Annotated in this window: 25 protein-coding genes, 1 tRNA gene, 1 pseudogene and 1 riboswitch; of the genes and pseudogenes, 5 read left to right on the top strand and 22 right to left on the bottom strand. The window is 70.7% G+C overall.

Going from position 1 to position 23,753, the window contains the following annotated elements:
• Positions 1 to 12: 12 nt before the first annotated feature.
• Genes ABD658_RS02535 through ABD658_RS02510 form a run of 6 tightly spaced genes read right to left on the bottom strand, consistent with a single transcriptional unit; the run spans position 13 to position 6,040 of the window.
• Positions 13 to 681 (bottom strand): response regulator, encoded by a 669-nt coding sequence (locus ABD658_RS02535; RefSeq protein WP_311025536.1) that lies wholly within the window; start codon positions 679 to 681, stop codon positions 13 to 15.
• Positions 681 to 1,961 carry a sensor histidine kinase gene (locus tag ABD658_RS02530; protein ID WP_344743767.1) on the bottom strand — a complete coding sequence of 427 codons (1,281 nt, stop codon included), beginning with the start codon at positions 1,959 to 1,961 and terminating at the stop codon, positions 681 to 683. Before ABD658_RS02530 ends, ABD658_RS02535 begins: the two co-directional genes overlap by 1 nt.
• Positions 1,945 to 2,835 (bottom strand): glycerophosphodiester phosphodiesterase family protein, encoded by an 891-nt coding sequence (locus ABD658_RS02525; RefSeq protein ID WP_344685212.1) that lies wholly within the window; start codon positions 2,833 to 2,835, stop codon positions 1,945 to 1,947. Before ABD658_RS02525 ends, ABD658_RS02530 begins: the two co-directional genes overlap by 17 nt.
• Positions 2,820 to 3,752: a Cof-type HAD-IIB family hydrolase gene (locus tag ABD658_RS02520; RefSeq protein ID WP_344743765.1), complete on the bottom strand. Its 933-nt coding sequence runs from the start codon at positions 3,750 to 3,752 to the stop codon at positions 2,820 to 2,822. Before ABD658_RS02520 ends, ABD658_RS02525 begins: the two co-directional genes overlap by 16 nt.
• Positions 3,736 to 4,722 (bottom strand): carbohydrate kinase family protein, encoded by a 987-nt coding sequence (locus ABD658_RS02515; protein ID WP_344685216.1) that lies wholly within the window; start codon positions 4,720 to 4,722, stop codon positions 3,736 to 3,738. The genes ABD658_RS02520 and ABD658_RS02515 overlap by 17 nt, the downstream gene beginning before the upstream one ends.
• Before the next feature lie 10 nt (positions 4,723 to 4,732).
• Positions 4,733 to 6,040: a carboxylate--amine ligase gene (locus tag ABD658_RS02510; RefSeq protein ID WP_344685218.1), complete on the bottom strand. Its 1,308-nt coding sequence runs from the start codon at positions 6,038 to 6,040 to the stop codon at positions 4,733 to 4,735.
• An 82-nt stretch (positions 6,041 to 6,122) separates the two neighbouring features.
• On the opposite strand from ABD658_RS02510, the gene ABD658_RS02505 reads away from it, so the two are divergent.
• Positions 6,123 to 6,701: a hypothetical protein gene (locus ABD658_RS02505; RefSeq protein WP_344685220.1), complete on the top strand. Its 579-nt coding sequence runs from the start codon at positions 6,123 to 6,125 to the stop codon at positions 6,699 to 6,701.
• 15 nt (positions 6,702 to 6,716) lie between these two features.
• Here ABD658_RS02505 and ABD658_RS02500 read toward each other — a convergent pair whose 3' ends face one another.
• Positions 6,717 to 7,007: a hypothetical protein gene (locus ABD658_RS02500; protein WP_344685223.1), complete on the bottom strand. Its 291-nt coding sequence runs from the start codon at positions 7,005 to 7,007 to the stop codon at positions 6,717 to 6,719.
• A 71-nt stretch (positions 7,008 to 7,078) separates the two neighbouring features.
• Positions 7,079 to 7,684 (bottom strand): annotated as a pseudogene (locus ABD658_RS02495) (tRNA ligase subunit PheS family protein); the annotation flags it as partial.
• 333 nt (positions 7,685 to 8,017) lie between these two features.
• On the opposite strand from ABD658_RS02495, the gene ABD658_RS02490 reads away from it, so the two are divergent.
• A complete protein-coding gene (locus tag ABD658_RS02490) occupies positions 8,018 to 8,470 on the top strand; it encodes an acetyltransferase (protein ID WP_344685225.1) in 453 nt (150 codons plus the stop codon).
• Between the two features lie 96 nt (positions 8,471 to 8,566).
• Here the strand turns inward: ABD658_RS02490 and ABD658_RS02485 are convergent, their stop codons facing one another.
• Positions 8,567 to 8,866 (bottom strand): ArsR/SmtB family transcription factor, encoded by a 300-nt coding sequence (locus tag ABD658_RS02485; RefSeq protein WP_344685227.1) that lies wholly within the window; start codon positions 8,864 to 8,866, stop codon positions 8,567 to 8,569.
• A 116-nt stretch (positions 8,867 to 8,982) separates the two neighbouring features.
• Here ABD658_RS02485 and ABD658_RS02480 point away from each other — a divergent pair, with 116 nt between their 5' ends.
• Positions 8,983 to 10,059 (top strand): NADH:flavin oxidoreductase/NADH oxidase, encoded by a 1,077-nt coding sequence (locus ABD658_RS02480; RefSeq protein ID WP_344685229.1) that lies wholly within the window; start codon positions 8,983 to 8,985, stop codon positions 10,057 to 10,059.
• Here the strand turns inward: ABD658_RS02480 and ABD658_RS02475 are convergent.
• The 7 genes from ABD658_RS02475 to eat are packed head-to-tail and all read right to left on the bottom strand — an operon-like array spanning position 10,050 to position 17,147.
• Complete coding sequence (locus ABD658_RS02475) at positions 10,050 to 10,931, bottom strand: alpha/beta fold hydrolase (protein WP_344685231.1); 882 nt, start codon at positions 10,929 to 10,931, stop codon at positions 10,050 to 10,052. The genes ABD658_RS02480 and ABD658_RS02475 overlap by 10 nt on opposite strands.
• Before the next feature lies 1 nt (position 10,932).
• Positions 10,933 to 11,286 carry a hypothetical protein gene (locus ABD658_RS02470; RefSeq protein ID WP_344685233.1) on the bottom strand — a complete coding sequence of 118 codons (354 nt, stop codon included), beginning with the start codon at positions 11,284 to 11,286 and terminating at the stop codon, positions 10,933 to 10,935.
• A 30-nt stretch (positions 11,287 to 11,316) separates the two neighbouring features.
• Positions 11,317 to 12,126, bottom strand: coding sequence for a 3-oxoacyl-ACP reductase (locus tag ABD658_RS02465; RefSeq protein WP_344685235.1), 810 nt, complete (start codon positions 12,124 to 12,126; stop codon positions 11,317 to 11,319).
• Positions 12,123 to 13,508, bottom strand: coding sequence for an aldehyde dehydrogenase family protein (locus ABD658_RS02460; protein ID WP_344685237.1), 1,386 nt, complete (start codon positions 13,506 to 13,508; stop codon positions 12,123 to 12,125). Before ABD658_RS02460 ends, ABD658_RS02465 begins: the two co-directional genes overlap by 4 nt.
• On the bottom strand, positions 13,505 to 14,263 hold the full coding sequence (locus tag ABD658_RS02455; protein WP_311025547.1) for a gamma-glutamyl-gamma-aminobutyrate hydrolase family protein: 759 nt from the start codon (positions 14,261 to 14,263) through the stop codon (positions 13,505 to 13,507). The genes ABD658_RS02460 and ABD658_RS02455 overlap by 4 nt, the downstream gene beginning before the upstream one ends.
• Complete coding sequence (locus tag ABD658_RS02450) at positions 14,244 to 15,638, bottom strand: glutamine synthetase family protein (protein WP_311025548.1); 1,395 nt, start codon at positions 15,636 to 15,638, stop codon at positions 14,244 to 14,246. Before ABD658_RS02450 ends, ABD658_RS02455 begins: the two co-directional genes overlap by 20 nt.
• Positions 15,639 to 15,698: 60 nt before the next feature.
• Positions 15,699 to 17,147 carry an ethanolamine permease gene (gene eat / locus ABD658_RS02445; protein ID WP_344685240.1) on the bottom strand — a complete coding sequence of 483 codons (1,449 nt, stop codon included), beginning with the start codon at positions 17,145 to 17,147 and terminating at the stop codon, positions 15,699 to 15,701.
• A 149-nt stretch (positions 17,148 to 17,296) separates the two neighbouring features.
• Here eat and ABD658_RS02440 point away from each other — a divergent pair, with 149 nt between their 5' ends.
• Positions 17,297 to 18,070, top strand: coding sequence for a FadR/GntR family transcriptional regulator (locus ABD658_RS02440; protein WP_344685242.1), 774 nt, complete (start codon positions 17,297 to 17,299; stop codon positions 18,068 to 18,070).
• Here the strand turns inward: ABD658_RS02440 and moeB are convergent.
• The 6 genes from moeB to ABD658_RS02410 form a co-directional block, all read right to left on the bottom strand.
• Positions 18,033 to 19,325, bottom strand: a complete 1,293-nt coding sequence (gene moeB / locus ABD658_RS02435) for a molybdopterin-synthase adenylyltransferase MoeB (RefSeq protein ID WP_344685244.1) — start codon at positions 19,323 to 19,325, stop codon at positions 18,033 to 18,035. The two genes, ABD658_RS02440 and moeB, sit on opposite strands and share 38 nt — an antisense overlap.
• Positions 19,318 to 20,127: a thiazole synthase gene (locus ABD658_RS02430; protein ID WP_344685246.1), complete on the bottom strand. Its 810-nt coding sequence runs from the start codon at positions 20,125 to 20,127 to the stop codon at positions 19,318 to 19,320. The genes moeB and ABD658_RS02430 overlap by 8 nt, the downstream gene beginning before the upstream one ends.
• A 4-nt stretch (positions 20,128 to 20,131) precedes the next feature.
• A complete protein-coding gene (gene thiS / locus ABD658_RS02425; protein WP_344685249.1) occupies positions 20,132 to 20,371 on the bottom strand; it encodes a sulfur carrier protein ThiS in 240 nt (79 codons plus the stop codon).
• Positions 20,372 to 20,376: 5 nt separating this feature from the next.
• Positions 20,377 to 21,603 carry a glycine oxidase ThiO gene (thiO, locus tag ABD658_RS02420; protein WP_344685251.1) on the bottom strand — a complete coding sequence of 409 codons (1,227 nt, stop codon included), beginning with the start codon at positions 21,601 to 21,603 and terminating at the stop codon, positions 20,377 to 20,379.
• Positions 21,593 to 21,699: riboswitch (TPP riboswitch) on the bottom strand. Its footprint overlaps the gene before it by 11 nt.
• 66 nt (positions 21,700 to 21,765) lie before the next feature.
• Positions 21,766 to 22,665 (bottom strand): macrolide 2'-phosphotransferase, encoded by a 900-nt coding sequence (locus tag ABD658_RS02415; RefSeq protein ID WP_344685253.1) that lies wholly within the window; start codon positions 22,663 to 22,665, stop codon positions 21,766 to 21,768.
• 95 nt (positions 22,666 to 22,760) lie between these two features.
• Positions 22,761 to 22,834 (bottom strand) — tRNA-Gly (locus tag ABD658_RS02410).
• A 93-nt stretch (positions 22,835 to 22,927) separates the two neighbouring features.
• Between ABD658_RS02410 and ABD658_RS02405 the strand changes: the two genes are divergently transcribed.
• Positions 22,928 to 23,560 (top strand): class I SAM-dependent methyltransferase, encoded by a 633-nt coding sequence (locus ABD658_RS02405; RefSeq protein WP_344685255.1) that lies wholly within the window; start codon positions 22,928 to 22,930, stop codon positions 23,558 to 23,560.
• Positions 23,561 to 23,753: the final 193 nt, after the last annotated feature.

The following is a 23,753-nucleotide window of genomic DNA, read 5'->3' as shown; positions in this document are numbered from 1 at the left end:
CAGGATGAGAGATCAGTGGCCCACCAGCCCGGAGTCGTAGGCGAAGACCACCGCCTGCACCCGGTCCCGGACCTCCAGCTTGGTCAGCACATGCCCCACATGGGTCTTCACGGTGGCCTCGGAGAGGAACAGGCGGCGGGCGATCTCCGCATTGGAGTCGCCGGTGGCCATCTCCTGGAGGATCTCGGCCTCCCGGGCGGTCAGCGACTCGAGCTTGGCCTGCTGGGCGGCGGTGGGCTGCCGCCGTCGGGAGCCCAGCAGGGTGGTCTCCAGCAGCCGCCGGGTGGTGGTGGGCGCGATGACCGCTCCCCCGGTGGTCACGGTGCGGATGGAGTCCAGCAGGATCTCCGGCTGGACGTCCTTGAGCAGGAACCCGGAGGCCCCGGCCCGCAGCGCCTCCACGGCGTACTCGTCGGTGTCGAAAGTGGTGAGCACGATGATCTTGGGCGCCTGCTCCCCGGCGGAGGTGAGGCGGCGGGTCGCCTCCAGGCCGTCGAGCACCGGCATGCGGATGTCCATGAGGACGACGTCGGGGGCGTGCGCGGCGACGGCGTCGAGAGCCTGCTGGCCGTCGCCGGCCTGAGCGACCACGTGCATGTCGGGCTGGGAGTCGATGACCATGGCGAACCCGGCGCGGAGCAGCGCCTGGTCGTCGGCCAGCAGGACACCGGTGGTGGACATCAGGACTCCTTCTCGGTGGTGAGCGGGATGCGGGCGACGACGTCGAACCCGCCGGCGTGTGCGCGCGTCTGGACGTCTCCGCCGTGGAGACGGGCCCGTTCGGCCATCCCCAGCAGTCCGGAGCCGGCGCCGTCACCCTCGGCCCGGGCGCCCCGGCCGGTGTCGCGCACCTCGATGACCAGCCAGCCGTCCTCGGCGGAGAGCGTGACCTCGGCGGTGGCGCCGGGCCCGCCGTGCTTCAGGGTGTTCGTCAGGGCCTCCTGGACGATCCGGTGCACCGCCAGCGCGGCCCCCTCGGCGAGCGGGGGCCCGCCGGGCAGGGCCTCGGCCACGCGGTCGGTGAACGTCACCTCCAGGCCGGCGGCGCGGACGTCAGCGATCATCCGCTCCAGGTCCTCCAGCCCCGGGGCCGGCTGCACCAGCAGGGATTCGCGCTCCTCGCGCAGCACTCCCAGCATGCGGCGCATCTCGGTCAGCGCCTCCCGGCCGGTGCGCCCGATGGTCTCGAAGGCGCCGGCGGCGGCCTGCGGGTCCTGGGCCACCACGTAGCGTCCGCCGTCGGCCTGGGCGATCATCACGGACATCGAGTGGCTGACGACGTCGTGCATCTCCCGGGCGATGCGCATCCGTTCGGCGTCCGCGGCCAGCCGGGTCTCGTGGTCGCGTTCGCGCTCCAGCAGCTCGTTGCGCTCGGTGATGGCGGCGATCTCCCGACGACGGCGCCCCGCCAGGTCGCCCAGCAGCCAGGCCACCATGGCGACGGCGGCGGCGAAGCCGGTCATCAGCAGCACCACGAAGAGGGTCTCCAGGCGGATCGCGTAGGCCGGGAGCACCAGGAGCTGCTGGACGAGCGCGTAGAGCCCCAGCAGGACCGCCCCGGCCAGCGCCACTCCCAGGTAGAGCCGTGAGGCCCGGCGGCTGCCGAACTTGGCCACCGAGTACAGCACGAACGGCACGGTGAAGGCGCTGAAGCCGGGGCCCACCAGGGTGAGGATCTGCCCCAGCGCCCCGAGGGCGATCAGCCCGGCGGCCCAGGCAGGCCTCATCCGGCGCACCGTCAGCGGCAGGATGGTCAGCAGGTCCAGCGCGAAGACCAGCCCCCAAGGGGCGGGGCCGCCGAAGAACGTGTACCCCTGGTTCTGGGCCGCCGAGAGCACGGACAGCAGCGTCAGCGGCAGCGCGATGAGGCCGCCGTCGATGATCCACGGGCGCTGGGTCAGCCCCTGACCGAGACGGACGTGCCAGGGGTCGGGCAGCGTGTCGTCACGGGCCGCCGACATCTCCGGCCTCCCCCGCGTCCTCCACAGCATCCTCAGCGTCCTCCGCGGCGTCCTCTGGCGTCTCCGCCCCGCGCTGGGGCCAGAGCGACCGTTCCCGCATGACGGCGGCCAGCGCCTCGGCGTCGTCAGTCATCAGACCGTCCACGCCCATGTCGAGGAGTCGGTGCATCTCCACCGGGTCGTCCACCACCCACACGTGCACCTGCAGCCCGGCCCGATGGCAGCGACGCAGGAAGCCTGGGGTGACCACGCGGACGGGTCCCTGCTTCACGGGCACCTGGAGGCAGTCGACGTCGGCGGCGCGGCCGGCGAGCGCCCGGGTGAGCCCCAGCGGACCGAGGAAGACGAACAGGGCGGTGGAGGCCCACCCGGCGGAGGAGGCCACCGGGCGGGTGAACCGCTGGACGGTGCGCCGTCGTCGGGCGTCGTGGAAGCTGGCCACCAACACCCGGTCGTGGGCCTGGTGCTCCTCCACGATCCGCACGAACTCGGCGACCGACTCCGCGTCCTTGAGGTCCACGTTGAGGTGGACGTCGTCCCATGCGGTGAGCAGGTCCTCGAAACGGACCAGCCGGGCGTCGGCGTCTCCGGCGCGGCCGGCGGGTCCCACGCGCAGGCGGGAGAGCTCGTCCCAGGTCTTCTCGCGGAGCTTCCCGGTGCCGTCGGTGACGCGGTCGAGGGACTCGTCGTGGAAGACCACCAGGGTGCCGCAGGCGGCGGTGCGGACGTCGATCTCCAGATAGCGGTAGCCGAGCGCCACGGCCCGCCGGAAGGCGCCCATGGTGTTCTCCCGCGTCGGGTCGGCTCCGCGGTGTGCGAAGGCGAGGACGCGTCCCTGCAGGGGGCCGGGCTCGGTGTTCAGGAGGTACCGCACAGGACACCGTCTCCGCCGTCGAGCAGGTCCTCCAGCACCTGCGCGACGCCGTCCTCGTCGCAGTCGGCGGTCAGGTGCTGGGCCGCTGAGCGCGCCATGGGGTGAGCCGAGCCGACAGCCCAGGAGGTGCCGGCCCACTGCAGCATCTCGATGTCATTGGGCATGTCCCCGAAGGCGATGACCTGGTCTCGGGTGATGCCTTCGGCGGCGGCGAAGCGCCGCAGCGCGGCCGCCTTGTCCACGCCCTTCGCGGAGAGCTCCAGCAGGCTGACCCCGGGGGCCGAATGGGTGACCGTGACCAGCGCGCCGGCCTTCGCCCGGACCGCCTCCAGGAAGGCGTCGGCGTCCATGACGGTGGTCTTGGCCAGCAGCTTCACCACGCCGGAGCCTTCTCCGGCTTCGGGCCTGTCCGCGGAGAGGGTCTCCTCCAGAGGCCCGAGGCTGAGCATGTCGTCGGTGACGCCGGCGGCCCGCCGACGGTCCTCCTCGAAGAACAGGGAGTCCACCAGGAAGGGCGGTTCGGCGTGGACCTTCTGCAGGGTCTCCGCGGCGAAGCTGGCCTCCGGGTCGATCTGCCGGACCTGCTCCTGCACGGTGAACACGATGTCCTGATCGATGGGGTCCTGGCGCAGCAGCCGGTCCTCAGCGAGGTCATAGACCACCGCCCCGTTCGAGCAGATCACCGGGCCGATGCCGCCGAGCGCGTCGGCCACGGGCTTGAGCCAGCGCACGGGACGGCCGGTCACCAGCACCACACGCACCCCGGCGGCCCGGGCGGCGCGGAAGGCCGCCACGGTGCGTTCGGTGACCACTCCGGTCTGCGCGGAGGCGTAGCTGAGGATGGTGCCGTCGATGTCGCTGGCGATCAGCCGGGTCCGCTCCAGCGTGGTCACCGGCGCGCTACGCAGTCCCGGCACCCTCTTCGAGCGCGGCGGCCAGCTCCACCGCCGTCGGGGGCTGGGCGCCGAACCGCGAGGAGGTGATGGACGCCGCGCGCGCGGCGGTGGACAGCACACGGGTGAGCTGCTCCTGGCTGATGTCCTGCAGGGCGGACCTGCGGGAGGCGCCGAGCAGGCCCAGTCCGCGCAGCGTGGACAGCGTGGCGGCCATGAAGGAGTCCCCGGCGCCGACCGTGTCGGCCACTTCGATGGAGAACGCCGGCTGGTCCACGAACCCGGAGCGGGCCAGGCCCATGGCCCCGGAGGCTCCCCGGGTGATGACGACGACGCCGGGGCCCAGGTCCAGCCAGGCCTGCATCGTCTCCTCGTAGGGGCGCTCCGGGTAGAGCAGGTCGATGTCATCGGTGGAGGCCTGGACGACGTCGGCCAGGGAGATGAACTCGTCGGCCTGGTCCCGGGCCTCCTCCCGGTTGGGGATGATGGAGGGCCGATAGTTGGGGTCGTAGCTGATGGTGGCGACCTCGCGGGCGCGGTGCAGCAGGCCCTTGACGGTCTCCGCACCGGGCTGCATCATCGCGCCGATGGAGCCGGTGTGCAGCAGGTCCAGGGCGGGCTCGGCGTCCGGCTCGGCCTCCCGGGCCAGGGCGCAGAACGCCTCCTCCAGCTGCGCGGCCGAGGGCAGCGTCCAGTCCAGGGTGAATTCGTAGCTGGCCTGCCCGGTGGGGTCCAGGGTGGCCTTCGCCACCGAGGTGGGACTGGCGTCCGGCTCCAGCAGGGCGGTGATGCCCTGCGCGCGGAGGCTGCGGGCGATCATGCGCCCGTATTCGTCCTCTCCGTGCCGCCCGGCGAACACGACGTCGTGCTCGAGCCGGGCCAGGCCGACGGCGACGTTGAAGGGGCTGCCGCCGACATGGGCCTTCGGTTCCGAGGTCTCCGAATGGACCACATCCACCAAGCACTCACCGATGACCGCCAGGTATGCACTCATGGACCCTAAACTACCGCAGTTGGGCTGACTTGCGGAGGTCGCCCCCGGCGGGCGGCGGGTACTGCCGGTAGGTGCGGAAGGCCTTGGCCTGGACGGCCCGCTGGTAGAGGATCCGGCGGAGGTCGCCGTCGGCCTCATGGAGGAACGGGTTGACGATGCGTCCCTGCTCCGCCAGCTCCGCGATCCGGCGGCGCTGCTCGGCGTTGGCGTGCTTCTTCACCAGCGGCAGCGGCAGGGTGGTGTGCAGGGCCGGCTGCTTGGCCACCTGGTGGTCGGGGCCGCCCAGCCCGCCGTGGAGATGCTCCTCCACGTAGAGCCGCGCCGGATTCACCCCGGAGGCGGTCAGGTAGTGGTGATTGCGGCCCAGCCGGGGGTTGAGCTCGAAGAACTTCGCGACGCCGTCGCGGGGGTCCACCTTGATGTCGAACATGGCGAAGCCGCGCCAGCCGATGGCACGCAGCAGCGCCGCGCCCTGCTTCTCCACGGCCTCGTCCCGGGAGGTGAGCACCGCCGGGGAGTTGCCTTCGAGCCCGGGAGCGTGGTCCTCGACGACGACCTCCCCGTAGGCGGTGAGCCGCACCCGGCCGTTCTGGTCGCAGAAGTAGGTGGCCAGCCGCAGCTGAGAGTCGGCGCCGGGGATGTGCTCCTGGGCGATGAGCGACCCGGTGTAGCCGGCCTCGGAGGCCCGGACCAGCACGCTGGTGAGCTCCTCGGCGTCGTCCACGTAGTGGACCTTGCGGCGACCGGTGAAGCTGATGTCCGCCCAGGCGCCCCCGTCGCCGGCCTTGAGCACCAACGGGTAGGCCACACCGGCGCCCGCCACCTCTTCGGCGACGAACGCCTCCGCGCGCTCGTCGGTGTGGGCGGCACAGTCGTAGACGGCGGTCTTCGGGTAGGGGACGCCGAGCTCCCGGCACAGGGCGTAGAAGTTCTCCTTCAGCGCCACCCGGTCCAGCAGCTGCGCCGAGGGGTAGGGGATCGTGTAGCCGACCTCCTCCAGCTCGTCCCGGTGGTCGACGGCGAAGCGGACCAGGTGGTCGTAGTTGGCCAGCAGCAGCAGCGGACGCCGATGGGCGCCGTCGTCGGTGAGGAGGGCGGCGACCTCCTTGAGCGTGGCGATGACCGGCTCAGGAGTGGTCATCGGGCCCGCGGGGAAGGCCTCCAGGATGCGGGAGTGCTTGAGGTTGCGGTTGACCGCGGTGGGGATCACCGCCGAGATCGCGCCGTAGGCCTCGTGGAACTCGCGCGCCAGGGAGTAGGTGCCCACGTCGCCGCCGGTGATGACCGGGACGAAGGGCTGCTCCTGAGGAATCCGCATGGCCATGACGCTAGCAAAGAACGGTGGATGGAGCCTGAATACCGGGCACCGGCTCGCTGAGGCCCGCTGTTAGGGTCGAAGCATGGAGGAGACCCTGCCCGATGCCGCCCGGGACGCCCTGCTGGAGGCCTACCGAGGCTATGCGGCGGCGCCGGCCCGATCGGCCGAGCAGAAGCGGCAGGCGGCGTCCCTGGCCCAGCTGGCGGCCGCGGCGAAGGGCGCAGGGTGGCCGATGCGTCTGCTGGCCGAGCCGTGCGAGGTCAGCGCCGAGCGGATGCGCCAGTTCGCCGCCCGCCATGAGGGCGAGGTCGCCGCCGACGTCGCCGCCCTGTTCCCGGCCTACGCCCGTCCCGCCCCGGCCCGACGGCGGCCGGTGGAGCACCCGCATCTGAGCGCCGGTGAGGCCGCCGAGCTGCGGGACCTGGCGGTGCTGGCCCGGCGACGCACCGGCTCCCACGCCGCAGACTCGGCCGAGGCGCAGGCCAGTGGGCGCTTCACCGCGCTGGTGCGCGAGCATCACGAACGTGGCGTGATCTGGGCGGAGCTCTCGGCGGCGACCACACCCTGGACCTCATGGCCGCTGCAGGGAGCCGAGCGTGAGCTGGAGCCGGTGGTACGGGTCAGCGGACTGCGCCAGCGGATCAGCCGCGCGCGGGGATGACCGGCGCGAGCCATCTCAGATCAGCTCCAGCACCGGCCCCTGATGCACTGCCGTGTAGATCGTGTTGCGGATGACATTGGCCTCGTCCGAGGTGAGTGTGCGATCGAGGGGTCGCAGCACGATCCGCAGCAGGAGATTGACCTGCCCTTCCTGCGTGCCCAGCCGCGAACGCGCGGCCTCGGGCAGGTCCTCATGCGCGGTCCGACTGAGCACCTCGAGGGACTCGACGACGCCGGCGTCGTCGCCCAGAGCGGTGCGGACGGTGTCGCCGAGCGTCTCCTCGTCCTCGTCGGCCGACAGAACCACGGAGATGTCGCACCGGACCACCGCTCCGGGTCGAGCCCAGACCCTCGCAGCACGTCGGGATGGATGCGCCCACACTCGGCAAGCTCGAGCCACTCCCCCTCGTGGAGCACGTCGATCTGTCGGCCGCCCACCGTGTAGGGGTGCGTGACATCGATCATCGTCCACTCCGCGCCCGGAAGCACCGTCTCGACCAGGCAGCTGATCATCGTGAGCATGTCCTCGTCGCCGGTCTCCGGAGTGCTGCGGATGCGCCAGAGGTCCACCTGATGCGGCTCGCCCACATGGCTCCGATCGACGGCGTCGCGCCGGTACACGAGGCCGGGGGCGACGATCAGCTCGTCGACGTCGTATCGCCCCACATAGCGTTCGAGGGCGCTCGGCAGCTCAGCGCTGGTATGGCTGCGGAGCATCACCGTCGGACTGATGTAGCGCGTGTACCGGCGCGCGCGGGTGACGTCGTCGGAGTCATAGCCGAGGCGGTCGTAGTTCTCGCGCACTGCGACGATCGGAGAGTGGCGTACGGTGCGGACGGTACAGTGCCATGCGGAACGCAATCGCCCCACGACGGCATCCAGAAGGACCTGGATGGCGTGTCCGCCCTGGGTGGGATCGGTGAGGTCGCGCAGGTTCAGGGCACGGCAGAGCTGGTCAGAAGTCAGATGGTCGGCAGGCGACATGAGGGGTCTCCAGAGTGTGTGCAGGGTGGTGAGGGATAAGAGACTTCCCCCGGCCGTACCTGCGGAGACCTTCAGCGTGCCAAGCGCGCATCGACTGCCCCGCGGCCATCAACCGGCCGGGGGCTCCGAAATCGCTGCTGCCTGAGCATGGCACCAGGATACCCACCCCACTGCTCGGAGGCCCATGATGGACAACGACACTGCACCGCTCATCATCAGCTCGACTGCGGGCGCGCTGTTGAGCGTCTCCGCAGTGCTGAATTTCATGGACGGTGCCGCCGTCATCGTGCCCTCTGGGAGGATGGACTGATGCCTTCGCGAAATGGACCTGCCGTGCCCGTTGTGAGCATTCGGCCCTCGATCGGAGCTGCAGAGTATCCGACGCTCGCTGCGATCTGGCGGGGCGCTGTGGACGCGACCCACGACTTCCTTGCCGAAGCGGATCGGGATGAGATCGAGACCAGACTGCAGTCCGACTACTTTCCGGCAGTCGTGCTCGCAGTCGCAGAACGCGATGGTCGACCGGTGGGATTCTCAGGCGTACTCGACGGAACGCTGGAGATGCTGTTCGTCGATGCGACCCACCGTGACAGTGGAATCGGCACCGCGCTGCTCGCCCATGCGATCAAGGATCACGCCGTCACCACGGTTGATGTGAACGAGCAGAACGCCTCGGCCGCGGGATTCTATGCTCACCGTGGATTCGAGGTCGTCGGTCGCAGCGAGACCGACGAAGCCGGTCGGCCGTACCCGTTGCTCCACCTGAGGCTCAGCAGGCCTGCCTGAGCCCTGATCCTCCAGCCCACGGAACCGCCGCGCCGATCACGGCCACACCTCATACGAGATCACATCACACGACACGATCTGAGCCCGACCAGCGGGTCACCCGCGCAGCACCGCGTCGAGGAGCCCGGGGAAGCGGGCGTCCAGATCCTCACGGCGCAGGGAGCTGCGGATGGCGGTGCCGGCGTAGCGCTGCCGGATGATCCCGGCCTCGCGCAGCACCCGGAAGTGATGCGTGGACGTGGACTTGGACACCGGCAGATCGAAGGCGATGCACGCCTGGTCCTCGTGGCCGACGTCAAGCTGAGCGACGATGATGCGCCGGACCGGATCGGCCAGCGCGGAGAGGACGGCGTCGAGGGTCAGCTCCTCGACTCCGGGATGTTCCAGCGTGCGCATGGGTGCCCTCCCTCACGTTGATGACGTCATGGTTCCCTCAGCGGCCCTGCAGTTGTATGGTACCTGTCGTAGTACGAGGACTCTCGTACAAATCTGGCTTCGCAGGAAGGACCGCCATGACGCGCGCACTCTTCGACCCCCTCACGCTGCGCGGACTCGAGATCCGCAACCGCATCTGGATTCCGCCGATGTGCCAGTACGCGGTGGACGCCCAGGACGGCATCCCCACCGACTGGCACCTGATGCACCTGGGCTCCCTGGCCCGCGGCGGCGCCGGCCTGGTCACCGTGGAAGCCACCGGCGTGTCCCCGGAGGGGCGCATCAGCCCGGAGGACCTGGGGCTGTGGAACGACGAGCAGGCCCAGGCCTTCCGGCGTCTGACCGCGATGATCCACTCACAGGGCGCGGCCGCGGCCATCCAGTTGGCGCATGCGGGCCGCAAGGCCTCCACCTGGCGGGCCTGGGGCGACCACCCCGAGGGCAATGTGCCGGCCGAGCGCGGCGGCTGGCAGCCGGTCGGTCCCTCGCCGAGGGCCTATGACGGCCTGGCGGTGCCCACCGAGCTGACGGCGGAGGGGATCGCCGACGTCGTCGTCGCCTTCATCGCGGCCGCCCGCCGCGCCGTGAACGCCGGCTTCGACGTCTTGGAGATCCACGGGGCGCACGGCTACCTGCTCCACGAGTTCCTCTCCCCGCTGTCCAATGGGCGCACCGACGCCTACGGCGGTTCCCTGGAGAACCGGGCCCGGCTGCTGCTGGAGGTGGTGGACGCCGTCCGCGCCGAGGTGGGCGAGCAGGTGCCGATGATCGTGCGGCTCTCCGCCACCGACTGGGTCCAGGGCGGCTGGGACCTCCCGCAGACGGAGGCCGTGTCCTCCTGGCTGGGCGAGCACGGGGTGGACATGATCTCGGTGTCCTCCGGCGGGAACGTCCCGGCCGAGATCCCTGTGGGCCCGGGGTACCAGTTGCCGTTCGCGACGTCCATCAAGGAGTCCACGGGGCTTCCGGTGGCCGCGGTCGGGATGATCGACGACCCCTTCCAGGCCGAGCAGATCGTGGCACTGGGCCAGTCCGACGTGGTGCTGGTGGGCCGCGAGTCCCTGCGCGACCCCAACTTCCCCATCCGGGCGGCCGAGGCGCTGCGCTACGACATGCCGTACAAGCCGGCGCCCTACGAGCGCGCCTACCGGTGACCGGTGGGCGCCTCGGTGTGCGCGACGATCTCCGGGACGATCCGATCCCACTGGTGGCGCGGCACGATCTCATGACCCATGCCCGTCACCTCGATCAGTCGGGCTCCCGGGATCTCCGCGGCGAGCGCGCGGCCGTGCCCGAGGGGCAGCAGCGGGTCCTCCTCCCCGTGGAGGACCAGAGTGGGCGCGGTGATCTCCGCCAGGCGATGGCGCCAGGGCTCTCCGGCTGAGACGAGGAACGGATTCGTCATCATGGCCTCGAGATCGACGGCACGATCCACGGTCTTCTCGGCGATCTGCCGCGCCTGCACCTCGTCGAAGGGACGGGAGGCCGCGGCGAACGGCCGCTCCTCCTCGACCAGGCGGTCGACGGCGGCTTCGCGGTCAGACCAGTCAGGCGGCGGGGCGTCACCGGCGGCGGAGAACCACGCGCGCAGCTCCTCGGTCATCGGGGGCAGATCACCGGCCTCATGACCCGGTCCGCCAGGGGTCCCGGCCATGAGCGTCAGCGTGGCGACCTGCCCCGGATGATCCAGGGCCACCACCTGGGCCACCGCGGCCCCGCCGGAGACTCCGACGAGGTGCGCCCGCGGCGTCTCGAGCGCGTCGAGCAGCGCGCTGACGTCCTCCACGGCATCGGTCATTCCATAGCCAGGCTCCCCGGCTGGGCTCGTGGTGGACCGACCAGCGTCGCGGCTGTCCACGCGGACCACGCAGCGACCCGCATCGACGAAGCGGCGGACCAGGCCGTCAAGCCATGCCACGAGGCACTGTCCCGCACCGTGCAACAGCAGCAGCATGGGGTCGTCAGGATCCCCATGGATCTCGCAGGCGAGCGTCACGCCGTTGACGACGATCCGCTCCTCACGCATGTCAGGCCGCTCGGACGGAGATGATCTCCCCGGTGTCCACGTCCATCGTGACGATCGTGGGGGTGCCTGAGTTCAGCAGCTCCCGCTCCTGGGCGCTCAGCGTCCCGGGAGCACCGGGGACCTCCGGGACGGTGACGTCGGTGATCTGGCTGGAGGCAAGGTCCACCGTCACGAAGAGGTCGTCGTCGGTGTCCAGCAGCGCCTGCTTCTCCGGGCTCAGTGAGGCCGTGACGGCGTCGGGACCCTCCTGCTGGGAGACGACGGCGGCAGACCCGCCGAACACGGCGGTCAGCCCCAGGGCGGCGGCGATAGCGGCGAAGCGGCGCGGCATCACGTTCTCAGCATCAGCACTCATCAGTTCCCCCTTCGAACTGACTGTACCCAATCACAGCGGCGTCACATAGGCCCCTGAGATCCCGCCGTCGACGAGGAATTCGCTGGCGGTGATGAAGGAGGCGTCGTCGGAGGCCAGGAAGGCGACGGCCGCCGCCAGCTCGTCCGGCTCGGCGAAGCGTCCCACGGGCACGTGCACCAGGCGGCGGGCAGCCCGCTCCGGGTCCTCGGCGAAGAGCTTCTGCAGCAGCGGGGTGTTCACCGGTCCGGGGCACAGCGCATTGACTCGGATCCCTTGGCGGGCGAACTCCACGCCCAGTTCCCGACTCATGGAGAGCACCCCGCCCTTGGAGGCCGAGTAGCTGATCTGGCTGGTGGCCGCCCCCATCACCGCCACGAAGGAGGCCGTGTTGATGATCGATCCCCTCCCCTGGGCCTGCATGTAGGGGATGACCTGCTTGCAGCAGTGGAAGACGCTGGTCAGGTTGACCTCCTGGACCTTCCGCCAGGCATCGATGCCGGTCTCCAGAATGGAGCCGTCCTCCGGCGGTGAGATGCCCACATTGTTGAAGGCGATGTCCACAGCCCCGAAGCGTTCCTGCGCCGTCGCGAACAGCGTGGTGACCTGCTGTTCGTCGGTGACGTCGGTGGGCAGGAACAGCCCGCCCACCTCCTTGGCGATCTGCTCGCCCTGAGCCGGATCGCAGACGTCGGCGATGACGACGGTCGCACCCTCATGGGCCAGGCGCCGCACGGCGGCCAGCCCGATGCCGGAGGCCCCGCCGGTGACGGTGGCGACCCGGCCCGCGAGCCTGTTGGTGACCAGCCCACCGTAGGGGGCCTGCTCCTGCGTCTGTGTCATGACTGCTCCTCTGTCGCGATGAAGACGTTCTTCACCTCGGTGAATGACTCCAGGGCGTCCGGGCCCAGCTCACGGCCGATCCCGGAGGCCTTGAACCCTCCGAAGGGGGTGGAATACCGCACCGAGGCATGGGAGTTCACCGAGAGGTTCCCGGCCTCCACGGCCCGGGACACCCGCAGGGCGCGGCCGACGTCGCGGGTCCAGATGGAGCCGGAGAGCCCGTAGTCGGTGTCGTTGGCGATGCGGATCGCCTCGGCCTCGTCCTCGAAGGGCACGACGGCGACCACCGGGCCGAAGACCTCCTCAGTGAGGAGACGGTCGTGTGGATCCCGGGGCATGACCACCGTGGGCGGGAACCAGTGTCCCGGGCCGCTCGGCGCCTCGCCCTGGACGAGGATATCGGCGCGGGCGGAGCCGTCGGAGGTCTGCAGGAACCCGGCCACCCGGTCCCGATGCGCCGCGGAGATCAGCGGGCCCATCACCGTGTCCTCGCGGCGGGGGTCCCCCACCCGGACGTCCCGGACTGCGGGCTCCAGCAGCTCCAGGAACCGGTCCAGCACGCGGCGCTGGACCAGGATCCTGGAGCGGGCGCAGCAGTCCTGGCCCGCATTGTCGAAGACTCCCCCCGGTGCGCGGGCGGCCGCCTCCTGAACGTCGGCGTCGGCGAAGACGATGTTCGCGCTCTTGCCGCCCAGCTCCAGGGTCACCCGAGTCAGCTGCTCGGCGCAGCCGGCCATGATCCGCTTCCCCACCGCGGTGGAGCCGGTGAACACCACCTTCTTCACCTGCGGGTGGGTCACGAAGCGCTCCCCGACGACGGCGCCCCGACCCGGCAGCACGGTGAGCACCCCCTCCGGGATGCCCGCCTCCAGGGCGAGCTCGCCGAGCCGGATCGCGGTCAGCGGCGTCAGCTCGGCGGGCTTGAGGACCACGGTGTTCCCGGCCGCCAGGGCGGGGGCGAGACCCCAGCCGGCGATCGGCATGGGGAAGTTCCAGGGCACGATGACCCCCACCACTCCCAGCGGCTCCCGGAAGGTGATGTCCACCCCGCCGGCGACGGGGATCTGGCGTCCGAAGTTCCGCTCCGGGGCGGCCGCGTAGTACTCCAGCACGTCCCGGACGTTGCCGGCCTCCCACCGGGCGTTGGTGAGGGTGTGCCCGCTGTTGGCGACCTCCAGGGCGGCCAGGTTCTCGAGGTCGTCGTCGACGAGCCGCGCGAAGCGGCGCAGCAGCCGAGCCCGGTCCGCCGGGGCGACGTCCCGCCAGGCGGGAAATGCGGCGGCCGCTGCGGCGATGGCAGCGTCGGTCTGCTCCTGCTCGGCGAGCTCGATCTCGCTCACCACCTCACCGGTGGCGGGATTGATCACAGCATGGACGGTCATACGGCGGCCTCCTGGCGCACGGCGTCGATGAATCCTTCGAAGAGTCGGAGGTCCTGCGGGTTCTCCTCCGGGTGGAACTGCACGCCGAGCACCCAGCCGGGGGCCTGTGGCATCTCCACGATCTCCACGGTCCCGTCGGCGGCCCGGCCGGTGACCCGCAGGCCCCCGCCGAGCTGGTCAACGCTCTGGTGGTGATAGCACGGCGAGCTCGCGGCCCCTCCGAGCAGTTCGGCGGCCAGGGAGCCGGGCTCCACTTGGAACTCGACCTCTCCGTACTGGCCCGGCGCCGGCTGGTACTGCGGCCCGGCCTCCGGGACGAGGTCCGGCAGGTGCTGGTGCAGGGTGCCGCCGAGGGCCACATTGAGCACCTGCAGTCCCCGGCAGATCGCGAACAGCGGCAGCCCTCGCTCCAGGGCGGCCCGGGTGAGGGTGAGGTCGTGCTCGTCGCGGTCCGGTTGGGCGACCGTGGTCGGATGGGGCGGACGCCCGTAGTGGGCCGGGTCCACATCGGTGCCGCCGATGACGATCAGCCCGTCGAGGACGTCGAGGACGCCGACGTCGGTGCCCACCGGCGGCAGCAGCAACGGGGTTCCGCCGGCCTCCACGACCCGGCGCACGTAGTTGCCGGGCACGATGGCCGCGGTGTCCTCCCAGACTCCCCATCGTCCCTGCTGCCAGTAGGTGGTCAGCCCGATGCGTGGACGGTCCGCCCCGGGCCCCAGGCCCGCAGGCCTCTCAGTGCCGTTCGAAGCCACGCCTCACCTCCCAGTCGGTGACCGCCGCCTGGAACTGCTCCAGCTCGACGTCGGCGTAGTGGGTGTAGTGGGTGACGACCTCCTCGCCGAAGAGCTCCCGGACCACCGGGGACCCGGCGAACAGGTCACGGGCCTCGGCCATGGTGGAGGGGACCTGGTCGGCGTCGGCGTCATAGGCGTTGCCCTCGATGGCCTCGGGCAGCGCGAGCTTCTGCTCCACGCCGTGCAGACCTCCGGCGAGCATCGCGGCCATGGCCAGGTAGGGGTTGGCGTCGGCGCCGGGGACCCGGTTCTCCATGCGAGCGGCGAGGCCCTCCCCGACCAGGCGCACCGCGCAGGTGCGGTTGTCCAGGCCCCACCCGATGGTGGTCGGGGCGAAGGACCCCTTCGCGAAGCGCTTGTAGGAGTTGATGTTGGGGGCGTAGAACAGCGTCATCTCCCGCATGGTGGCCAGCACCCCGGCGATGAAGTGGTCGTAGAGCGGAGTGCGCCGCCCGGCCTCGGCGTCCCAGAAGGCCAGGCCGCCGTCGAGGCCGCGCAGGGACATGTGGATGTGGCAGCTGGATCCCTCCCGCGCGTTGGGCTTGGCCATGAAGGTGATCGACTGCCCCCGCTGGGAGGCCATGTGCTTGGCCGAGAGCTTGTAGAAGGTGTGGTTGTCCGCGGTGGTGACGACGTCGTCGTACTTGAAGGCGATCTCATGCTGGCCGAGGTTGCACTCCCCCTTGGCGGACTCCACCGTCATACCCGCCTGGTACATGGCGTTGCGGATGTCCCGCAGCAGCGGCTCCACCCGCATGGATCCCAGGATGGAGTAGTCCACGTTGTACTGGTTGGCCGGGGTCAGGCCCCGATAGTCCCGCGCCGAGGCGTCCTCATAGGAGTCCTCGTACATCACGAACTCCAGCTCCGTGCCGGCCAGCGCGGTCAGCCCCAGCGCGGCGGCCTTCTCCTGCTGGGCCTTCAGCAGCGATCGCGGGGAGACCGGCACCGGACGGCCGTCCGTGGTGGCCAGGTCCACCTGCAGGATGGCGGTGCGCTCCAGGTAGGGGACCCGGCGGATGGTGCCGTGGTCGAGGATGAACTCCATGTCCCCATAGCCGGTCTCCCAGCTGGTGAGCGAATAGCCGTCCACAGTGTTCATGTCGGTGTCGACGGCGAGCAGGTAGTTGCAGGCCTCGGCTCCATGGTCCAGCACGGAGTCCAGGAAGAACTGTCCGTGGATGACCTTGCCCTGGAGGCGGCCCTGCATGTCGGTGAAGGCGAGGATGACGGAGTCGATCTGTCCTGTGGTGATCTCGTGAGCGAGCTGGGATGCACTGAGCATGCGCTCGTTGTGCGGTGCCGGCAGGTGGTCGAGGTCCAGCGGATTCATGGAGCTCCTCGGGTGGTGGGCGGGCAGGCGGGCAGGCGGGCAGGACGGGGGACGGTGGTCTCAGTGCAGCTGGCTCTCCTCCTTCTCCAGCAGCGCGAACTCCTCCTCCGGGGCGTCGGCCACCAGCCGGTGGCGGCTGTAGAACCAGAAGTACGCCAGGGCCAGCAGGAACACCCCCGCCGTGATGCCGGCGGCCCGGACATCCACCACGAAGGTGGCGATCAGCGCGACGACGGCGAGCACCAGCGCGATGGAGGTGGTGACCACACCGCCCGGGGTGCGGTAGCCGCGCTCCAACTGCGGCTCCCGGATGCGCAGCACGATGTGGCTCAGATTCAGCAGCACATAGGACACCGCGGCCCCGAAGACGGCGATGTTGATCAGCAGACCGCCGTCGCCGATGGCGGCGGCCAGGACGAAGCCGATCGTGCCCGGGACGATGAGCGCGACCCAGGGGGTCCGGCGGCCGGAGGTCAGGGAGAGGAATCGTGGCAGGTACCCGGCCCGGGAGAGGGCGAAGAGCTGCCGTGAGTAGGCGTAGACGATGGAGAAGAAGCTGGCGACCAGTCCGGCGAGCCCCGCGTAGTTGACGAACGTGGCCAGCCAGGACCCCTCCCCGTGGACGGCACGCAGCGCCTCGGGCAGCGGCGATTCGGAGTCACCCATGGCCTCGGCGCCGGCGGCCCCGGGGACGAGGACCAGCATCAGGGCGCCGAAGACCAGCAGCACCATCATGGCCACGATGATGCCCCGAGGCAGGTCGCGCTTGGGGTCGGCCGTCTCCTCGGCGGCCAGCGGCACGCCCTCGATGGCCAGGAAGAACCAGATGCCGAAGACCAGGGCGCCCATCACGCCGGTGATGCCGAAGGGCAGGAACGCGCTGGAACCGGCCGAGCCATCGGCGGCGATGTCGAAGAGGTTGCTGAGCTCCACGTGGGGCAGCAGGCCGAACACAGTGGCCGCGAGCGCGACGACGGCGATCAGGGTGATGCCGAACATGACCTTCAGCGCCTCGCCGACGCCCCAGAGGTGGATGCCGATGAACAGCAGATAGGCGGCCAGGTAGATGGGCCAGGAGTTGGTGAGGCCGAAGAGCCCGAGGGCCTCCACATAGCCTCCGATGAAGGTGGCGATGGCGGCCGGGGCGACGGCGTACTCGATGAGCACGGCCATGCCGGTGGCGAAGCCGCCGAGTGGGCCGAAGGCTCGGCGGGCGAACCCGTATCCGGCTCCGGCGGTGGGAATGGTGGAGGACATCTCGGCCAGGCCGAAGACCATGCATGTGTACATCAGCCCCATGAGGACGAAGGCGATGAGCAGCCCGCCCCAGCCTCCCACCGAGAGGCCGATGTTCCACCCTGAGAAGTCTCCGGAGATCACATAGGCCACGCCGAGGCCGGTGAGCAGGATCCATCCGGCCGCCCCTCGACGCAGCTGTCGGTGCTTCATGTAGCTCTCGCCGAGGTGCGTGTAGTCCACGTGGGCCGTGGATCCTGGTGCTCGCGACATGACACCCTCTCCCAATGGACTGCTTTCAGTCCTTTGAACAGCACCACTGTGAGGTGCCGCACGGCAGAGTGTCAAGAGTCAGCGAGAAGATCGCTCGCAAAATTACCGAGAGGAGACCTTTGAGGCTGGCCATATGGCATGCTGATGGCATGCCGGATGCGTCGTCCCCCGCGGAGCCCATGGCCTCGCTCACTCCTGTGCTGGGCTCTGTGCTGGGTCAGGCGCGGCGCGGCAACGTGCTCGAAGAGACCATCGCCCGAGTCCTGCGCGGCATCCGACTGGGCACCTTCGCCCCAGGCGATAAGCTGCCGCCGGAGCGCGAGCTGGCCGAATCCCTGGGGGTCTCTCGCAGCACGCTGCGAGACGCGCTGGCGGAGCTGCAGACCGCCGGCTACCTCTCGGTACGACGGGGCCGCTACGGGGGAACGTTCGTCGCCGAGGAGCTGCCCGCTCCGGCGACCTCCCTCGGCGCAGAGGACGCGGCCGCCGTCGATGATGTGCTGACCTTCCGGGGCGTCGTCGAGCCGGCCGCCGCCGCCCTGGCGGCCTCCGCCACGCTGAGCACCGCCCAGCGCTCCGCCCTGGTGCAGGCCCTGGACGCGGTGGAAGCCGCCGAGGCTTCCCAGTATCGGCCGCTGGATGCCCGCCTGCACTGCCTGATCGCGGAGCTCTCCGGCTCGGCGATGCTCTCCGCCTCAGTGGCCGAGGCCCGCGCCGCCGCCAGCGGACTGCTGGACCGCATCCCGTTCCTGGACACGAACATCGCCCACTCCCAGGAACAGCATCAGGGGATCGTCTCCGCCATCCTGCAGGGCGATCCGGTACGCGCCGAAGAGCTCATGCGGGAGCACCTGGACGGAACCGCCTCGCTGCTGCGCGGCTTCCTCACCGAGAGCGGCTCGGCGCCTCCGCCACAGCCTTGACCTGCTCATAGCCGCCCACCAGGTTCCGCAGCCCGGCGTCGGGATTGCGGTGGCGCAGCACCGCGAGCGCCTGCCGCGAACGGACGCCGATCTTGCAGTACAGCACCACGGGGCGGTCCTCGCTGGCCTCCTCAAGGCCCGGCACCGGCGAGCCGTGCCACAGCTCCCCCAGCGGCACGTTGACCGCACCGTCCACATGTCCGGCGGCATACTCCCAGGGCTCGCGGACGTCTACCACGCCGGCCACGCGTCCAGCCTCGACGGCGGCCTGCAGGTCACGGATCCCGATGTCCTCCGGGCCGAAGGGATGCCCGGTGTAGGGATCGGTCTCGCCCTCCACCGGGTGCAGAGCGGGATCCTCCTCCACCGCGCAGGCACCCCCGGCGCCGCCCGGGGCGCCACCCGGCCCGCCGCCCAGTCCGGCGACGTCGGCGCCGATGCTGGTGACGGGCTCCCGGTCCGGATCCGGCAGCAGCCGCACCTCACGGAAGGAGGCGGTCAGCGCGTCATAGGTCATCACCCGGCCCAGCAGGGTCTCCCCCACACCGGCGAGGAACTTGATCGTCTCGGTGGCCATGAGCGTGCCGATGACCCCGGGCAGCACACCGAGCACCCCGGCTTCCGCACAGGTCGGGACCTCTCCGGCGTCGGGGGCCTCCGGGTAGAGGTCCCGGTAGGTGGGGCCGCGCCCGGCCTGGTCCCATTCGGCCCGCCAGTGTGCCTCATCCGGAGCGGACCAGAACAGGCTGACCTGCCCGGCGAAGCGCAGGATGGAGCCGGAGACCAGCGGCTTCCCGGCGATCTCGCAGGCATCGGAGACCACGTAGCGGGTGGCGAAGTTGTCGGAGCCGTCCACCACGATGTCCGCGGTCTCCACCAGCGCCAGGGCGTTGTCCGGCCCGATGGGCTCGCGGTGCTCGTGGACGGTGACCTCCGGGTGCAGCCCGCGCATCACCGCCGCGGCGGATTCGGTCTTGGGCCGGCCGATGGTGGCCTCCGAGTGCAGCACCTGCCGGTGCAGGTTGGAGCGGTCGACCACGTCATGGTCGACGATGTCGATGGTCCCCACCCCGGCGGCGGCCAGGTAGGTGAGGATCGGCGCCCCGAGCCCTCCGGCGCCGATCACCAGCACCCGGGAGTCGAGCAGCCGCAGCTGCGCCTCCGGACCGAAGCCGGTCAGCGAGAGGTGCCGCTGGAAACGTTCCAGCTGGGTGCGGGAGAGGTCGCTGATCTGGGTCCGGCGTGTCTCAGTCAACGGTGCCGATCCTTCCTTCCATCGCGGAGGAGGCCAGGGCGTGACGACGGCGCGGGATGCGCCCCGCCCCGGCGGAGAGCCACCCGGACTCCACGGCCAGCCGCATCGCGCGGGCCATGTCAGAGGGCTTCTGCGCGCGGGTGACCGCGGAGGCCACCAGCACGGCGTCGCAGCCCAGCTCCAGGGCCAGTGCGGCCTCGGAGGCGGCCCCGACGCCGGCGTCGAGCACCACCGGCACGTTCGCCCGGGAGGCGATGAGCTCGATGTTGTGCGGGTTCAGGATCCCCAGGCCGGTGCCGATGGGGGCGCCCAGCGGCATGACGGCGGCCGCGCCGGCCTGCTCCAGGCGCACCGCGGCGGCCGGGTCGTCGGTGGTGTAGACCATGGGGATGAAGCCCCGGTCAGCGAGCTGCTCGGTGGCCTCCAGGGTCTCGATGACATCGGGCAGGAGAGTGTGCTCGTCGGCGATGACCTCGATCTTGATGAGGTTCGTCTCCAGGGCCTCACGGGCCAGCTCGGCGGTGAGCACGGCGTCCTTCACGGTGTAGCAGCCGGCCGTGTTGGGCAGCACGTCGATGCCGAGGCGCTCCAGCATGGCGAACACGCTGGTCTTAGTCTCCGGGCTGTAGCGGCGCATCGCCACCGTGGTCAGCGTGGTGCCGGAGGCGATGAGCGCGCGCTCCAGGGCCTCCAGGTCGGTGATGCCGCCGGTGCCCATGATGAGCCGGTTGGCCAGGGTGTAGTCGCCCACCTGCAGGGGCGGCGGGGTGGTCGGCGCAGTCTGTGCGGTCTGTGCGGTCATGCGTTCACCCGCCCTGCACTGCGGTGACGATCTCGAGCTCCTCGCCATGGCTCAGCGTGGTGGACGCCCAGGCGCTGCGCGGGACCACGGCGGCGTTGATGGCCACCGCCACGCCCAGCCGGCCGCCGTCGGCGGGGGTGCCGTCCGGGTTCAGCGGACGCCCGGTGGTGTGGGCGACGGCGTCGACGACGGTGGCGCCGTCGTCGAACTTCACGTCTTCCTCGTTGATGGTCACGGTGAGCATGTCTCTCACAATCCTGTGGGGGTCATCTGTGGTGCGGTCAGCGAGCGGGTGGGGCTCATATGGGCCAGCATCCGGCGGTCCTCCTCGCTCAGGGCCGCTCCGCCGTCGTCGCTCAGCAGGGCCGCGGCGAGCCGGGCGGCCAGCGGCGCCAGCAGGATGCCGTGTCGAGAATAGCCGGTGGAGATGACGACGTCCGGCGCCTGCTCGCAGCGGCCCAGGTACGGGATGTCATCCGGGGTGCCCGGCCGGGCCCGGGTGGTGATCTCCACCAGCTCCATCTCCTTGACGCCCGGCAGCACCGCGACGGCGTCGTCGAGCAGCTCCTGCACGGAGCCGGCGTGGGTGCCGGGCAGGCTGTCCTCCCGGGAGGAGGCCCCGACGACGAGCCCGCCACCGGCCCGCGGCACCAGGTAGACGCTGCGTCCGGCCACCGTGGCCCGGACCGTGGCGCCCAGGATGTGCTGCTCCCCGGGCAGCAGCTGCCCGGAGCGGACCTTCAGGCGCAGCACGTCCCCGTGGACTGGCCGCAGATCCAGGGGCGTCTGCTCGGGCAGTCCGGCGATGTCCGTGTAGCCGAGCCCCGGCACCAGGAGGATCTTGTCGTCGGTGAGTTCGGTGCCGTCGTCGAGGGTGAGCCGGACCCCGGTGCGCCCCGCCCCGTCGGCGTGGACGGCGGTGACGCGGGCCTGGATGAGATCGGCGGGCGGGCCGGCGTCGGGGAACCGCGCGGCGTCCAGCGGCGCCTGCAGGGCCTGCACCGCACAGTCCGCCAGCAGCCGGGGGTCCACCTGGTGGTCGCTGGGGACGTCCCACCCCTTGGAGATCCCGGGCGCGAGGCCCGGCTCGCGACGCCGCAGCGCCGAGGAGGTCAGCGGCTCCACCTCCATGCCGTGGGCCTGCTGGACGGCCACCAGCCGGGCGACGGCGTCGCGGTCGGACCGGTCGGCGGCCAGCAGGATCGTGCCGTTCTCCCGCCATCCGGTGGGGGCGTCGACGGCGGCGGCCAGCGTGGCCAGGAAAGCGGGGTACTCCGCCCGAGAGGCGGTCATGAGGGGGTAGAGCCGGTCCTGGCCGTACTGCACCTCGCTGATGGGGGCGAGCATGCCGGCAGCCGCGTAGCTGGCGCCCTGGGCGATGTCCGGCGCGATCACCGTGACCCGGTGCCCCTGCCGGCGCAGGTCCCACGCCGAGAGCAGACCGACGACTCCTGCTCCCACGACGGTGACGCCCACATCTCCTCCTCACGGCGGCATGACCCGCATCGAGTCCGAGTGGTCGGCGGCTTCGCCCTCTCAGCCCGGCCTGCCCGGGCTCCCACGGAATTCCAGTTCCATTCTAGGGGGCGCCGAGGAGGTACGCCGAGCCGGGGGCACGACGAATTCTGGACGAGACCCTCAGCCCGTCGCCTCGGGATTCAGCAGCGCCGCGGCGGCGATCCGGTGCTGCGGATCTCCCGTGGTGAGCGCGAACATCCCGTAGGCCACCGGGGACGCGGCCCACAGCTCATGGCAGTGCTCGGCCAGCTGAGGCCACACGGTGCCGCCGGCCTCCTCGTAGGCGTCCACCGTGACCTGGAACGCCTCCTGCCCGGCGATGGAGAACTGGTACGAGAAGTCCCGTCCGGGGTCGTCCACCCGGGCGGTGGTCCAGTCCAGGATGCCGGTGATCTGCCCGGTCTCACCGAGCAGGATGTGCGCCGGGTACAGCTCCCCGTGGGTCATGACAGCACGCTGGGGCCAGAGCTCATCGGCGTCGAGCCAGGTACGCCACCGGGCCAGCAGGTCTGAAGCCACGTCGAACTCGGAGGCGACGACGTCGATCTCCTCCTGCCAACGGGCCCGAGAGTCCTCCGGGCTGCGGACCTCCAGCCCAGCGGCGCGGGCCTCCTCGGGGTCGATGCTGTGCAGCTCGGCCAGGAGTCGGCCGAGCGCGGAGGCGAACTCATGAGACTCAGCATCCATGTGCCACTGCGGCTCCCCGCCACGCAGGGTCAGCCCCGGGTGCCCGGGCAGCGCTCGGTAGGCGATCAGCTCCTCGGAGTGCACCTCCCAGGCCGGGACGGCGACGCTCAGATGAGGGCGCACGAACTCAAGGATGCGGGCCTCCTCGTCCATGCGCGGCAGGACGTCCGGCCGGCGCGGCACCCGGAGGACCCATCGCTCTCCCGCCGCATCATGGGCGAGCGCCACGCGGAAGTCGAGACCCGCGTCGACGATCTCGACGCTGTTCTGGTCGAGCGCCAGGCCATGCCAGACGGCCCGCTGGATGACGTCGTCGAGAGCTGAGGAGTCCATCCGTTCACGCTACTGGCGCGCTCTCTCTGCGGCAATGCGCACAGGGGCCGAAACGTGATCAGGGGTGATGCATCGTGTGCATCACCCCTGAGTGGTGGAGCGGATGACGGGAATCGAACCCGCGTCGTCGGCTTGGGAAGCCGAAGCTTTACCATTAAGCTACATCCGCGCAGAACCCGGATCCGCGGACCCGAGGAACTTCTGAGTAGAGATTATCACTCCTGGGCAGGGTGATTTCCAATCGGCCGCTACGGTGACTCTCATGGCCACCTCCCCGAGCACTGACGACGCCGACTGGGCCGCCTTCTATCGGCGCACCGCCGACCGACCGCCCCGCCCCCTGCTTCGTGATGCTCTGGCGCACCTGTCCACCGCGGCCCGCCGAGCTGGCGATGTCCACCATGCAGTGGACCTGGGCTGCGGCGACGGCACCGAGACCCTTCACCTGCTGAGCGCGGGGTTCCACGTGACCGCGATCGACCGTGAGCAGACTGCGGTGGATACGGTCACCACTCGTGCCGAGGACGCGGAACTCGGTGACGGCCTCACCACCGTGTGCGCCGACCTGTGCTCAGCCGACCTGCCGCGCGTGGACTTAGTGCTGGCCTGCCTGAGTCTGCCGTTCCTGCGGGAGGACGATCTGGTCGAGGTGTGGCAACGCCTCCTCGCCTCGCTGCATCCTGGCGGGATCCTGGCCGCTCAGCTCTTCGGCGACCGGGACTCCTGGGCCACCGGCGAGACCGCCGTGGAGGGGATGACGTTCCACACCCGCGACGACGTGGAGTCATGGGTGAGTGGACTCACCGTGCTGCAACTCGACGAGCGCGAGTACGACGGTCCCAGCGGCCGGGGCCCCAAGCACTGGCATGTGTACGACGTGATCGCGCGGAGATGACCCGGCGGTTGTGGTGGCCAGGCCGGGATCAGGCAGCAGGGCAATGGCTCAGTGTCGTCGTCTGCTGGTCTCGTAGAGGACGGTCACGCCCGCACGGGCACCCGGGGTGGCGTGCTGCGCGGCGATGAGGTCGACACGGCCGTGGGGCGCCGGGGTGCGCCCTCGCGTGGGCTGCCAGGCAGGCGGCAGCCCA

The organism is Nesterenkonia aethiopica (assembly GCF_039534665.1).
GTDB classification, from domain to species: domain Bacteria; phylum Actinomycetota; class Actinomycetes; order Actinomycetales; family Micrococcaceae; genus Nesterenkonia; species Nesterenkonia aethiopica.
The sequence above is the reverse complement of the archived record's forward strand: the minus strand, read 5'-3'. Positions and strand labels throughout refer to the sequence as shown.

What these genes read in the sequence shown, in the direction of transcription:
- ABD658_RS02530 (WP_344743767.1), bottom strand. Translation starts at nt 1,961, where the DNA reads ATGTCGGCGGCCCGTGACGACACGCTGCCCGACCCCTGGCACGTCCGT.
- ABD658_RS02415 (WP_344685253.1), bottom strand. Translation starts at nt 22,665, where the DNA reads ATGGACTCCTCAGCTCTCGACGACGTCATCCAGCGGGCCGTCTGGCAT.
- ABD658_RS02535 (WP_311025536.1), bottom strand. Translation starts at nt 681, where the DNA reads ATGTCCACCACCGGTGTCCTGCTGGCCGACGACCAGGCGCTGCTCCGC.
- ABD658_RS02470 (WP_344685233.1), bottom strand. Translation starts at nt 11,286, where the DNA reads ATGAGTGCTGATGCTGAGAACGTGATGCCGCGCCGCTTCGCCGCTATC.
- ABD658_RS02475 (WP_344685231.1), bottom strand. Translation starts at nt 10,931, where the DNA reads ATGCGTGAGGAGCGGATCGTCGTCAACGGCGTGACGCTCGCCTGCGAG.
- ABD658_RS02405 (WP_344685255.1), top strand. Translation starts at nt 22,928, where the DNA reads ATGGCCACCTCCCCGAGCACTGACGACGCCGACTGGGCCGCCTTCTAT.
- ABD658_RS02505 (WP_344685220.1), top strand. Translation starts at nt 6,123, where the DNA reads ATGGAGGAGACCCTGCCCGATGCCGCCCGGGACGCCCTGCTGGAGGCC.
- ABD658_RS02515 (WP_344685216.1), bottom strand. Translation starts at nt 4,722, where the DNA reads ATGAGTGCATACCTGGCGGTCATCGGTGAGTGCTTGGTGGATGTGGTC.
- ABD658_RS02510 (WP_344685218.1), bottom strand. Translation starts at nt 6,040, where the DNA reads ATGCGGATTCCTCAGGAGCAGCCCTTCGTCCCGGTCATCACCGGCGGC.
- ABD658_RS02430 (WP_344685246.1), bottom strand. Translation starts at nt 20,127, where the DNA reads ATGACCGCACAGACCGCACAGACTGCGCCGACCACCCCGCCGCCCCTG.
- eat (WP_344685240.1), bottom strand. Translation starts at nt 17,147, where the DNA reads ATGTCGCGAGCACCAGGATCCACGGCCCACGTGGACTACACGCACCTC.
- thiS (WP_344685249.1), bottom strand. Translation starts at nt 20,371, where the DNA reads ATGCTCACCGTGACCATCAACGAGGAAGACGTGAAGTTCGACGACGGC.
- ABD658_RS02480 (WP_344685229.1), top strand. Translation starts at nt 8,983, where the DNA reads ATGACGCGCGCACTCTTCGACCCCCTCACGCTGCGCGGACTCGAGATC.
- ABD658_RS02465 (WP_344685235.1), bottom strand. Translation starts at nt 12,126, where the DNA reads ATGACACAGACGCAGGAGCAGGCCCCCTACGGTGGGCTGGTCACCAAC.
- ABD658_RS02440 (WP_344685242.1), top strand. Translation starts at nt 17,297, where the DNA reads ATGCCGGATGCGTCGTCCCCCGCGGAGCCCATGGCCTCGCTCACTCCT.
- ABD658_RS02485 (WP_344685227.1), bottom strand. Translation starts at nt 8,866, where the DNA reads ATGCGCACGCTGGAACATCCCGGAGTCGAGGAGCTGACCCTCGACGCC.
- ABD658_RS02450 (WP_311025548.1), bottom strand. Translation starts at nt 15,638, where the DNA reads ATGAATCCGCTGGACCTCGACCACCTGCCGGCACCGCACAACGAGCGC.
- ABD658_RS02460 (WP_344685237.1), bottom strand. Translation starts at nt 13,508, where the DNA reads ATGACCGTCCATGCTGTGATCAATCCCGCCACCGGTGAGGTGGTGAGC.